The organism is Streptomyces sp. NPDC058955 (genome assembly GCF_042741435.1).
Taxonomy (GTDB): Bacteria; Actinomycetota; Actinomycetes; order Streptomycetales; family Streptomycetaceae; genus Streptomyces.
Map to the genome: position 1 here is coordinate 41,190 of NZ_JBHYKM010000048.1, position 11,605 is coordinate 52,794.

An 11,605-nucleotide genomic window follows, 5' to 3' on the forward strand; every position below is an offset into this window, starting at 1 on the left:
TCGCCGACCTGACGACCTTCGAGCTCAACGATGCGTTCGCCCCCCCCCCCCGCCGCGGCCACCCCCCGAGGGCCGGCCCACCCCCCCCCCGCCGCCCCCCGGACCCGGGAGCCCGCGACGCGGCCGCCTCCGCCGCCCCGCCCCGCCGCCGACGAGCGCGCGGCGCCGGCCGGAGACGCGCGCCCTCGCACGTGACCACCCTCCATGGGAGACCTTCCGTGATATGCGACGCCCTGCTGCCCCCGTCCCTGTCCGCAACCGACATCCCCGGCATTGTCGGCACCGGCAGCGGGAACTGACCCATGCCGACCGACGTGGACTTCCACCTCCCCTTCCCGGCCGTCGGCGTCCGCCCCGAGGCGGTCGAGCGCGCCCGGCGGCGCGGCGTGGCCTGGGCCACCGCTCAGGGCCTGATCCCGCCGACCCCGGCCGCCACCGGCTACTTCCTGGCCATGCGCCTCGCCGACGTCGCCACGGGCTTCGCCCCCGAGGCCGACGGAACCGACCTCGACGTGATGACCGACCTCATCACCTGGACCGCGGTCTGCGACGACTTCTTCGACGGACCGGCCGGGGACGACCCGGAGTTCGCCGCCGCCACCGTCGCCGCGCTCACCTCGGTGACCGCGGCCGGCGGGCCGGTCGCCGCTCCCGCCGGGGTCGAGGCCCTCACCGCCGCCACCGTCGACCTGTGGGCCCGGATGCGGGAGCCCATGTCCCCGGAGTGGCGGGCGCGGGCCGGCCACGGCTGGGGCCGCTTCCTGCGTTCCTTCCTCGCCGAGGCCGACGCCCGCCGCGCCGGGACCGTTCCCGACCTGGCCGGCTACCTGGCCCTGCGCCGGGAGACCATGGCGATGTACGTCTACCTGGACGCGGTCGAGCGCGCGGGACGCTACGAGGTGCCCGAACGGGTCCTGGCCGACCCGGCCGTGCGACGGCTCGCCGAACTCCAGATCGACATCATCGCGCACTGCAACGACGTCCACTCCATCGAGCACGAGGAGGCCCGTGGGGACACCCACAACCTCGTCCTCGTCCTGGAACACGAGACCCGCCGCCCGCGCGACGAGGTGGTCGAGGAGGTCCGCCACCGGGTGGACGTCCTCGTCACCCGGTTCCGGCACACCGCCGCCACCCTCCCCGAGCTGTGCGACCGGCTCTCCTGCGACCCGGCCGAGCGGACCGCGACCCTGCGTCATCTGACAGCCCTCACGCGGCAGTTGAGAGTGACCTACGACTGGTCCCTCGCCACCACCCGCTACACGCGGCGGTCCGGATCGGGCCGGCGCCCCGACTACCTGAGCGCGAGCGACGCCGGGCGCGGCGACCTCCTCCTCGTGGCCGACCGGATCGGACAGGCACCATGACCGAGCGCACCACCCCGCCGACCCGGGCGGCCCGCACCCTGCCGGGCGGCCTCCCGCTGGTCGGGCACGCCCCCTGGCTCGCCCTGCGACCGCTGGACTTCGTGGAACGGCTGCGCGACCACGGCGCGGTCACCCGCTTCCTGATCGGCCCCCGGCCCGCCTACATGGTCGGCACCGGGGAGCTGATGAAGGAACTGCTCATCACCCACCAGAGCGGCTTCGAGAAGGGCGGGCCCCTCTTCGAGCAGGCCACGAAGCTCCTCGGCAACGGACTCGCCGCCTCCAACGGCGAGTTCCACCTGCGGCAGCGCCGCCTGTCCCAGCCGGCCTTCCACCACACCCGGATGGGCCTGTACGCGCGGGCCGCGCTCGACGCCGCCGACGCGGTCTCCGCGACCTGGCGCGACGGCCAGGTGGTGGACCTCGGGCCCGAGCTCAACGACATGACCATGGACATCCTGTCCAGGACGCTCTTCTCCTCCGTCACCGCGGACGCCGCGGCCGAGATCCGGCGCTGTCTGCCCGCCCTCGTGGCGGGCGTGGGGCGGCGGGCGTTCATCCCGGTCGAGTTCGTCCACCGGCTCCCGCTGCCGGTCAACCGGCGCGAGGCGGAAGCACTGCGGAGTCTGTACGACGTGGTCGACGCCATCATCGCCGACTACCGGGCCAGTGACCTGGACCAGGGCGACCTGCTGTCGATGCTCATGTCGGCGCGCGACGAGCAGACCGGCGAGGGCATGACCACCGAGCAGGTCCACGACGAGGTCCGCTCGATGATGGTGGCCGGCACCGAGACCTCGGCCACCCTGCTGCTGTGGGCCTTCCAGGTGTTCGCCGCCCGCCCGGACGTCGAACGCCGGGTGCACGCCGAACTGGAGGAGGTGCTGGCGGGCGCGCCGGTGGCGTACGCGGACCTGCCCCGGCTGCCGTACCTCGGCCGGGTGGTCCAGGAGCTGCTGCGGATGTTCCCGACCGGCTGGATCCTCACCCGGCGGGCCACCCGAGAGGTCGACCTCGGCGGCTGGCGCATCCCCGAGGGCGCGGACGTGTTCTTCAGCCCGTACGCCCTGCACCGCGACCCCGCGGTCTTCGCCGATCCCCACCGGTTCGACCCGGACCGCTGGCTCCCCGAGCGGGCGGCCGCCGTCCCCCGCCACGCCTATCTGCCGTTCGGCGCCGGCGTGCGCAAGTGCATCGGCGAGTCCCTCGCCTACGCGGAGATCACGCTGATCCTCGCCTCGCTCATGGTCCGCTGGCGGATGCGGTCCCTCACCGGCCGGCCGCCCCGCCCGGTGGCCGGCTCCACCCTGCGGCCCAGGGAGTCCCGGATGCGCGTGGAAGAGCGCCGCCGGTGACCGGCGACACCGGCACCCGGCGGGGCGGGACGCTGACGCACCCCCTCCCCGCCGACCGGGACGCCTCCGGCCCCGACGCGCTGCGGTCGATGCTGGAGCGGGTGGAGGAGGAGCTGCGGACCTACCTCGCGCGGGAGCGGTTCCGCTGGGCACGGGAGGACGGCCGGGGCGCCGAGCCGGCCCTCGCGGTGTCCGAGCTGGTCGGGGCGGGCGGCAAACGGCTGCGGCCGCGCTTCCTGCTCAGCGGCTACCTCGCGGCCGGGGGACGACCCGGGAAGGCCCCGGTCCGGGCCGCGATGGCGCTGGAACTGCTGCACGTCTCCGCCCTCATCCACGACGACGTGATGGACGACGCGGACCGCCGCCGCACCCGGCCGACCGTGCACGCCCGCCACGCCGGACTGCACCGGAGCCGCGGCTGGTTCGGCGAGCCCCGCCGTTACGGCGAGTCGGTGGCGATCCTCGCCGGCGACCTGGCCTGGGCGTACGCCGACCACCTGATGACCGGCACGCCCCGGGCCGTCGCCGAGGAGTGGTTCGCGCTCAAGGCCGAGCTGATCGCGGGCCAGGCCATGGACGTGACGGCCGCGGCGGAGCTGACCCCCGACGCCGGACTCGCCCGGCACATCGCGGTGCTCAAGTCCGGCCGGTACACCGTCCAGCGCCCGCTGACCCTCGGGGCCCTGCTGGCCGGCCGCACCGACCTCACGCCGGTCTTCGAAGCGTACGGGGAGGCCCTGGGGGAGGCGTTCCAGCTGCGCGACGACCTCATCGACGCCTTCGGCGACGCCACGGCCAGCGGCAAGCCGGCCCGCCAGGACTTCGGCCGCGGCAAGATGACGCTGCTGCTCGCCCAGGCGATGCGCGCCGACCCGCGGATCCGCGAACTGGTCGAGCGGGGCGAGGTGGAGCGCCTGCACGAGCGACTGTCCGGAAGCGCCGTCCACGCGGCCGTCGAGGCGCGCGTCGACCGGCTCGTGGAACGCGCCCGGGCCGCCCTCGCGGACTGCGACCTCCCGCCCGAGTGGCGCCGGGAACTCGCCGCCACGGCCTCCCTGGTCGCCTACCGGGAGGGATGACGGCCCCCGACACGAAGCCCGAGCGCGCCGGAACCCCGCCCGCTCGGCCGCCCCGCTCGGCCGCCCCGGTGGCCGTGCCGCAGCCCTCCGGCGCGGCTCGGCCACCCGGCGGGCGAGGCGTGCCTAGGGTCGGGGCGCACGACCCGCGTACCGCAGAGGAGCGATCCATGGCGTCCCGGCTCAACCCGTACATCAGCTTCACCGGCCAGGCGAGGCAGGCACTCGACTTCTACCAGGACGTGTTCGGCGGCTCCCCGGAGCTCAACACCTACGCCCAGTTCGGGCAGGCGCCGCCCGGCTACGAGGACAAGATCATGCACGGCATGCTGGAGACGCCCGCCGGCTTCACGCTGATGGTCGCCGACAACCCGCCCGGCATGGACCACACCGTCGGCACCAACATCAGCATCAGCCTCAGCGGCGACGACGACACCGAGCTCCGCGGCTACTGGGACAAGCTCGCCGCGCGCGGAACGGTCTCCGTCCCCCTGGAGAAGCAGATGTGGGGCGACGTCTTCGGCATGTGCACCGACGAGTTCGGCATCACCTGGATGGTCGACATCGCGGGCCGACCCTCCTGACCCGCCCTGACCACCGGAAACGTGGGTGAGAAGCACCTCGAACACCTGGTAGATTGATGTTCGTCGCCGCGAGGGAACGAGCAGCGGCCAACACCTTGTCCGGGTGGCGGAATGGCAGACGCGCTAGCTTGAGGTGCTAGTGCCCTTTATCGGGCGTGGGGGTTCAAGTCCCCCCTCGGACACGATCGACGACGATCCGTGCAGGCCGGTGACCACCGGAGTGCACGGCTCGTCGCCGTATGCCCGGAACCGCTCAGGACCCCGCCGGGCGGACGCCCGTCACGTGGGTGATCCAGGGGAGGTGGGCCGTGATCCTGGTGTTCACCGCGGGGGTGTCGGTGGCGCAGCCGCGGCCGTGGGAGACCAGGGCGGCCAGGGTGGGGCGGCCGGTGGGGGAGCGGTGGAGCAGGGGGCCGCCAGAGTCGTAGACGCAGGTGTCGCGGCCGGGGGTCCAGGTGCAGAGCTGGGCCGGGGTGAGGCCGTCGACGCCGCGGAGGGCGCAGGACGGGTTGGAGAGGGTGTCGAGGGTGACCGTGCGGAGCACGGGGGAGGGGTCGGCGCCGAAGGAGGTCGCGCCCCAGCCGACGGCCTCCAGGCGGGTGTGGGTGAACGATTCGTCAGGTGCCGGGAGCGGGACGGGGCGGACGCCGGCGTCCGGGCGGACCGGGTCCGCCAGGGTGATCACGGCGAGGTCGTCGTGCTGGGTGCGGCGGTCGTAGCCGGGGTGGAGCGTGAAGCGGGCCGGGCGGGCCACGCGCGCGTACCGGGACTCGTCCGCCGTCCGCAGGTCGTGCTCGCCGAGCAGCACCGCGACCCGGCCGGTGTCGGCGTACGAGCCGGTCAGGCAGTGCGCGGCCGTCAGGACGTGCCGGGGGCCGATCAGCGCGCCGCCGCAGAACTGGCGCCGCCGCTCGACGTCGACCAGCGCCGCCACGTACGGGTACGCCCCGGGGGCCGCCTCCCGGCCGCCGACGATCGCCCCCGCCTCGGGCGGCGCGACCGGCGCCGTCGCCAGGAACGCCCCCAGGAGCGCCGCCGTCAGTGCTCTCGCCCGTCCCAATGTGCCCTCCAAGGCGTCGACGCAGCGTGTCCACGACGTCAACGAGCCGATGACGGACGGGTCACCCGGCCCACCCGCCGGCCTACGGCACCCGCGCGGTCCACTCCTCGGTGGCGAACTTCGTCCGGACCAGCTCCTCCGCCCTGAGCAGCTCCTCCGCGGTGACCTCGCCGGTGGTGAGCCCGTAGCGGTCGCGGAAGGAGGCGATCATGTTCTCGATCACCTGTTCCCGGGCGAGGCCGGTCTGCCGGCGGAGCGGGTCGACGCGCTTCTTGGCGCTCTTCGTGCCCTTGTCGGACATCTTCTCCCGGCCGATGCGCAGGACCTCCAGCATCTTGTCGGCGTCGATGTCGTACGACATGGTCACGTGGTGCAGGACGGCTCCGGGGCCGCCGTCCGGGCCGACCATCCGCTTCTGCGCGGCGCCCGCGATCTTCCCGGCCTCGGTGGCGATGTCGTTGAGGGGCTGGTACCACGCCTTGATGCCCATGTCGCCGAGCGCGCCCAGCACCCAGTCGTCGAGGTAGGCGTAGCTGTCGGCGAAGGAGAGGCCCGACACCAGGGACTCCGGCACGGACAGGGAGTAGGTGATGGTGCTCAGGGGTTCCACGAACATCGCGCCACCGCCGGAGACGCGTCGCACCACGGTCATGCCGTGCCGCGCCGCCCCGTCGGGGTCCACCTCGTTCCGCAGCGACTGGAAGCTGCCGATGACCACGGCGGGGGAGGCCCACTCCCAGACCCGCAGCGTGGGAGCCCGCCGGCCGGCGGCGACCTCGGCGGTGAGCACCTCGTCCAGCGCCATGTGCAGGGCCGGCGCCTGGGGTCCCGCGTGCACGAGCTGCCAGTCGTAGTCGCTCCACTCGGTCGCGTGGGCGAGGGCCCGCCGGACGGCGATGCCGATGCCCTCCGCGGTCAGCCCGAACATCACGGTCGACTCGGGAAGGGCCGCGGTGATCCGGGCCGCCAGCTCCGTGGCGTCCGCGCCGGAAGGGGCGCCTTCCAGGGCGCCGTTGATGGCGACGATCGCCTCGTCGGGCTCCAGGAAGAAGTCCCCGGCCACCCGCACGTGGCGCAGTGCCCCGTCCTCGACGTCCAGATCGACGACGACGAGCTTGCCGCCGGGCGCCTTGTACTCACCGTGCACCGTCTCGTTCCCTTCCCAGGTGTGGCCGGGACCCCGGTCCTCGGGGCCCACGACGCGGACAGACCTGCGTATAACGCGCGTCGCGCTCCAGGTCATCCCTCCACGCCGGGGCGGAGCGCGCCGGCCGTCCGCGTGAGCGCCGCCTCGACGGCCGTGAGGCGGTCGGCGAGCAGGTCGAGGGCGGCGACGGCCCGGGCCGCGGGGTCGTCGCCCGCTGCGGCGGCGGACCGGGTCCGGAGGTGGGCCGCGGTCAGCTCCGCCCAGCGCTCGGCCTGCTCGGGGGTGAGGGTGCCGCGCAGGGCGGCGAGCTTGAGGAGGTCGGCCTCGGCGCCGCCGGGCAGGGTGCGGGCCTCGGCCGCGTAGTGGTCGTCGACGACCGCGGCCAGCTCGGCGTCGTCCATGGCGGGCGAGATGCGGGCCGCGATCCGGTTCAGGGTGCGGTACGAGCCCTGGAGCCGGAACGGCGGCTCCGCGCGGGCGCCGCCGGACCGGGCGGCGGAGGCGACGTAGGCCTCGTTCACGGCGAGCACGGTGGTCCGCGCGGCGAGCAGATGTCTCAGCACGGCGAGGATCCGGTCGAGTTCCGCGGGGGCGTACGGGTGGGCGAGCCGATCCCGGCGCGCCGACGGGTCCCCGGCCGCGAGCCGTGTCAGGAGTTCCAGGTCTGACCGGTCCCGCCCGGCCAGCGGGGCGAGGTCCGGGTGGGAGGTGAGGGCGTTCTCGACGAAGCTGAGGGCGAAGGCGTCCGCCCTGCCGCCGAGGACGTCGCCGAGGTTCCACACGTCGGCGCGGTTGGCGAGCATGTCGGGGACGCGGAAGCGCCGCCCGGACCCGGTGTACGGGTTGCCGGCCATGCACACGGCGAAGCGCTTGCCGCGCAGGTCGTGCCCGGCCAGACCGCGGGTGGTGTCGCAGAGCGGGATGAACTTCTGCAGGAACTCGGCCGAGCAGTGCTGGATGTCGTCCAGGTACAGCATCACGTTGCTGCCCGCCGCCAGCGCGAAGGCGATCTTCTCCAGTTCCCGGCGGGCGGTGGCGTCGGGGGCCTCGGCGGGGTCGAGCGAGACCGTCCGCCGCCCGAGCGCCGGGCCGTCGGCCTTCACCAGCAGCAGCCCGAGGCGGTCGGCGACGTACTCGACGAGGGCGGTCTTGCCGTAGCCGGGCGGGGAGAGCAGCAGGAGCAGGCCGTGGGTGTCGGCGCGCCGCCCGGTCCCCGCCGCGCCGAGCTGCTTGGCGAGGCTGTCGCCGACGAGCGGTAGGTAGACCTCGTCGACGAGGGTGTTGCGCACGAAGGAGGCCATGACCCGGGGCCGGTACTCGTCCAGGCGCAGCCGGGCCCGTTCCGCCGCGACGAGTTCGCCGCGGCGGCGCTGGTGGGCCCGGAAGGCGGGGACCTCGTCGGCGGCGAAGCGGGCCGTGCGCAGGAGGAACTCGTCGATCCTCAGCTCCAGCGCGCCGGCCCGCAGCCGCGGGTGGCTGCCGCGCAGCCCGGAGACGGTGGCGGTGGTCGTGCCGTCGACGTCGTAGTGGCCCAGGCCGGGGCAGAGTTCGACGGCGACGGCCTCGGCCAGCACCCCGTCGTCGACGGGGTCGCCGGACGCGTCCGCGTAGGCGCGCAGCCAGCCCTCGACGAGCTGCCGGCGGGCCGCCGGGTCGCGCACGGCGCCGAGGTCCTCGTCGAACGCGCCGGTCCCGGCCGCCTTGCGGAACGCCTCCAGGAGCGTGCGCGCCTCCCGGGAGACCGCGAACCCGGCGGGTTCCGCGGCCAGTTCGTCGACGAGGTACGCGGCGGCCGCCGGATCGCCGGTGCGCTCGGCCAGTTCGCGGCGGAGCGCGTCGAGGCCCGGTGCCGTCCCGAAGAGGTCGCGGGCGCGGGTGAGGGAGACGGCGCGCCGGGACCAGGCGGCCCGGTCGTCGGCGGGCGCCGTGTGCGCCCAGAACAGCTGGGCGCGTGCCCGGGCGGCCGCCGGGTGGCGCAGCGTCCCGGCGCGCTCGCGCAGCCGCAGCACCGCGGCGAGGATCGCCGCCGCGTCGTGGTCGTGGACCCCGCGCTCGTACCCCTCGTCGTACGCGGCCTCGGCGGCCTCCGCGGCCTGCCGGACGAGGGCGGGCAGGTCGGTGGCGAGGGAGTCGGCGCCGTGTTCGGCGAGGAGGCGGGCGGCCAGGTACTCGGAGCGGTAGACGTCCGGGGACTCGGACGGCAGCGTGCGGTCCCAGAGGCGGCGGGTGGCCGGGAGTTCCGGGTCGTCGGTGATCGGGCGGCGGTAGTCGGTGCCGGTGAGCACGAAGGCGAGGGTGTCGCCGTGCGGGACCAGGGTGAGTTCGGGCGCCTGCCGCTGGACGGCGAAGCGGTGCCGGCCGAGGCGGAGGGTGTCGCCGCCGTCCGCGTACAGCTCGGTGCGGTCGCGCAGGGCCCGGCCGGCCTCCTGCCGGGCGGCGGCGAGTCGTCCCTCCAGCTCCTCGGCGCGCACCCGGTCGCCCAGCTCCCGCAGCTCCTCGGCGGTGCGCCGGACCGTGGTGACCATGGGGTCGGAGGCGAAGTACGCGTGGACGTCGTCGGGGCCGGCCAGGTCGGCGGTCCGGCGCGTGATCGCTTCGAGGATCCGGCCCGCGGACTCGGCGAGACGCGCGGCGCGGCGGGCGCGGGCGTCGGTGAGGCTCTGCCGGCGGGCGGCGAAGGCGTCGTGGATCTCGGTGCGCCTCCCGGCCAGTTCGGCGAGGAAGCCGTCGTGGTCGGCGAAGCGCGCGGCGAGGTTCTCCAGGTGGAGCAGGAGCCGGCCGAGCCGGTCGTCGCACTCCTCGGGCGTGGCCGCCCCGGCGAGCGCGCCGGTGACCGTCTCGGCGAGCAGGGCGAGTTCGGCGGTGAACGCCGCCCGTCCCTCCCGTTCGAGGAGGTCGGCACGCCGGGCGTGCAGGGTGGCCCGTGCCGCGTTGAGGCGGCCGAGGACGTCGGCGACCCGTTCGAGGACGGTGGTGCGCACGGCGGTGTCGGCGCCGTCGAGGCCGGCGACGACCTCGCTCAGGGTGCGCAGCGCGAGGGCCTGCTCGTCGAGACGGTCGGCGAGGTCCCGGGCGGCCGCGACGCTGTCGGCCCCGGCCGCGGCGGCGCCGAGCCGTTCGGCGGCCGCCGCCTCCTCGGCGAGGGCGTCCGCGCGCCCGAGGAAGGCGACGGCGCGCCGGGCGGTGGCGGTGAGGTCCTCCTCGGCCTGACCGGCCAGGGCGTCGACGGCGTCCGTGTCGGCGTACCGCAGCTCCTTCACGGTCAGCAGGCGGCCCTGGGCGCGGCGCAGCTCCGTGAGGCGGGCGATCCACTCCCCGGCCGTGGCCGGGGACTCCCCGCGGACCTGCCGGGTGAGCCGGGCGAGGTGCCGCTCGGCCTCGGCGAGCGCGTCGGCGGCCCGGGCGGTGAGGGCGGCGACGGTCTCGAACTCGGCGAGGACCCGCGCGGCGGTGGTGCGCAGGGTGGCGAGCGGCGCGGCGAGGTCGCCGGTCTCCGGGTCGCCGAGCCAGTGGTGGGTGTCGGCGGCGCGGTCGCAGGCGTCGAGCAGCGCTTCGTACACCTGGCGGGTCGGGGCGGTCTCGGCGGCCTGCCGGGCGACGGCGAGGCAGTCGGAGACGCCGCGGACGAGGTCGGCGTTGCCGATCCGGGCCAGCGGTCCCGTCCCGGCCGGGACGGCGTGGGTGTCGGCCGCGAACGGGGTGCGCCAGAGCTGGACGGGGTGGACGCGGCCCGGCTCGGTGCCGGCGCCGCGCAGGACGGCCATGGTGCCGTCGTCGAGGAGCGCGTGCGCGCGGCCGGTGACGGGCCGGACGATCTCCTCCCGGACCCTGTCGTACGGCAGGAGCAGCGACCGGCCGTCGGCGGCGGACCGGAAGGCGTACAGGACGTCCTCGTCGTGCGGCGAGGTGACGGCCCCGTCGTACGCCATGCCCTCCGTGCCGGTGTCGAAGGTCCGCACCGTGCCGTCGGCGAGGCAGTAGCCGCCGGGGAAGACGACGCCCCGGTCGTCGGGGAGCCGCAGGCACGCCCGGCCGAGGCCGTCGAGCCGGACGACGGTGCCGGTGCGGGAGTTGAAGACCAGGTGGCGGGCGGTCTCCTCGCGGTACGGGAGGACCCGGACGAGGACCAGCGGTCCGACGACGGCGTGCGCGACCTCGGCGTCGGCGAGGGCCTGCAGGGGCTCGTCGACCGGCTCGGCGTACACCGCCTCGGCGCTGTCCGGGTCGTCGGCGGTCCGGACGGTGAGCGCGCCGCCGACGGTGGAGACGCACAGCCGCCCGCCGAGCGAGAGGTGCGGATGCCGGCCGGGCACGTGGTCCGCGCGGGTGGCGGCCGTCCAGTGGACGTGCCGGCCGGGCGGGGCGACGAGGTCCCGTTCGCCCTGGGCGTCCAGGAAGCGGCAGGCGCCCGACGGGCCGACGGCCCAGCGCAGGACCCGCAGGTCGTCGGCCTTCTCGCCGGTGCGGAAGACGGCCAGGAGCCGGCTCTCGGTGCGGCGCAGCCGGACCAGGCGCGCGCCGCGGAAGTAGCGGTGCAGGGCGGCGAACTCGCGGACGAAGGCCGGGTCGTCGAGCAGCCCGGGCACCGCGTCCTCGGGGCGGGCGGCCAACTCCCGGTCGTACAGGGCGAAGACGTCGGCGACGCGCGGCTCCGCGGCCCCGGCGGCGGCCGGCCGGGTGCCGCCGAAGAGCAGCAGGCCGCCGACGGCCGCGACGTCGGTGAGGACGCGGGACCCCTCGGTCCGCACCTGTCCCGTCCCGGTGAGTTCCAGCTCGCCAGAGCCGAACTCCCGGGTCCTTGCCTCGTTCAACGCCTCGGCCCGCGCGGCCAGTTCGGCCGCCTGCGCGGCGAGACGGCCGCGCAGGACGGCGTACGCGTCCCGGTCGACGCCCTGCGGCTCGGCCCCCGTGCCCGTCGTGTTCGGCCCGCCCATGTCCGCTCTCCCCACTCGCTCCGCGGAGGGGGGGGGGGGGGGGGGACCAACACCAGCCCCACCAAACCAGACCAGATAAGCA

At 75.6% G+C, this 11,605-nt stretch carries 7 protein-coding genes and 1 tRNA gene; 5 read left to right on the forward strand and 3 right to left on the reverse strand.

The genetic code is table 11. From position 1 onward, the window contains the following. Nucleotides 1-302: 302 nt before the first annotated feature. The 5 genes from ACFW1I_RS19865 to ACFW1I_RS19885 all read left to right on the forward strand — a co-directional run bounded on the left by ACFW1I_RS19865 (nt 303) and on the right by ACFW1I_RS19885 (nt 4,564). A complete protein-coding gene (locus tag ACFW1I_RS19865) occupies nt 303-1,367 on the forward strand; it encodes a hypothetical protein (protein WP_384671539.1) in 1,065 nt (354 codons plus the stop codon). Next, complete coding sequence (locus ACFW1I_RS19870) at nt 1,364-2,722, forward strand: cytochrome P450 (protein WP_384671541.1); 1,359 nt, start codon at nt 1,364-1,366, stop codon at nt 2,720-2,722. The genes ACFW1I_RS19865 and ACFW1I_RS19870 overlap by 4 nt, the downstream gene beginning before the upstream one ends. Beyond that, a complete protein-coding gene (locus tag ACFW1I_RS19875; protein WP_384671543.1) occupies nt 2,719-3,801 on the forward strand; it encodes a polyprenyl synthetase family protein in 1,083 nt (360 codons plus the stop codon). Before ACFW1I_RS19870 ends, ACFW1I_RS19875 begins: the two co-directional genes overlap by 4 nt. 167 nt (nt 3,802-3,968) lie before the next feature. Next, nucleotides 3,969-4,382 (forward strand): VOC family protein, encoded by a 414-nt coding sequence (locus ACFW1I_RS19880; protein ID WP_384671546.1) that lies wholly within the window; start codon nt 3,969-3,971, stop codon nt 4,380-4,382. A 97-nt stretch (nt 4,383-4,479) separates the two neighbouring features. After that, nucleotides 4,480-4,564: transfer RNA gene (locus tag ACFW1I_RS19885), tRNA-Leu, on the forward strand. 71 nt (nt 4,565-4,635) lie between these two features. Here ACFW1I_RS19885 and ACFW1I_RS19890 read toward each other — a convergent pair. The 3 genes from ACFW1I_RS19890 to ACFW1I_RS19900 form a co-directional block, all read right to left on the reverse strand. Next, complete coding sequence (locus tag ACFW1I_RS19890) at nt 4,636-5,442, reverse strand: S1 family serine peptidase (RefSeq protein ID WP_384671548.1); 807 nt, start codon at nt 5,440-5,442, stop codon at nt 4,636-4,638. An 82-nt stretch (nt 5,443-5,524) separates the two neighbouring features. Then, nucleotides 5,525-6,589: a biotin/lipoate A/B protein ligase family protein gene (locus tag ACFW1I_RS19895; RefSeq protein WP_384671551.1), complete on the reverse strand. Its 1,065-nt coding sequence runs from the start codon at nt 6,587-6,589 to the stop codon at nt 5,525-5,527. A gap of 92 nt (nt 6,590-6,681) precedes the next feature. Further along, on the reverse strand, nt 6,682-11,523 hold the full coding sequence (locus ACFW1I_RS19900; RefSeq protein WP_384671553.1) for a DNA repair ATPase: 4,842 nt from the start codon (nt 11,521-11,523) through the stop codon (nt 6,682-6,684). Between the last annotated feature and the right edge of the window lie 82 nt (nt 11,524-11,605).

Excerpts from the sequence above, each read along its gene's own strand:
- ACFW1I_RS19865 (WP_384671539.1), top strand. The coding sequence starts at position 303 with ATGCCGACCGACGTGGACTTCCACCTCCCCTTCCCGGCCGTCGGCGTC.
- ACFW1I_RS19870 (WP_384671541.1), top strand. The coding sequence starts at position 1,364 with ATGACCGAGCGCACCACCCCGCCGACCCGGGCGGCCCGCACCCTGCCG.
- ACFW1I_RS19880 (WP_384671546.1), top strand. The coding sequence starts at position 3,969 with ATGGCGTCCCGGCTCAACCCGTACATCAGCTTCACCGGCCAGGCGAGG.
- ACFW1I_RS19900 (WP_384671553.1), bottom strand. The coding sequence starts at position 11,523 with ATGGGCGGGCCGAACACGACGGGCACGGGGGCCGAGCCGCAGGGCGTC.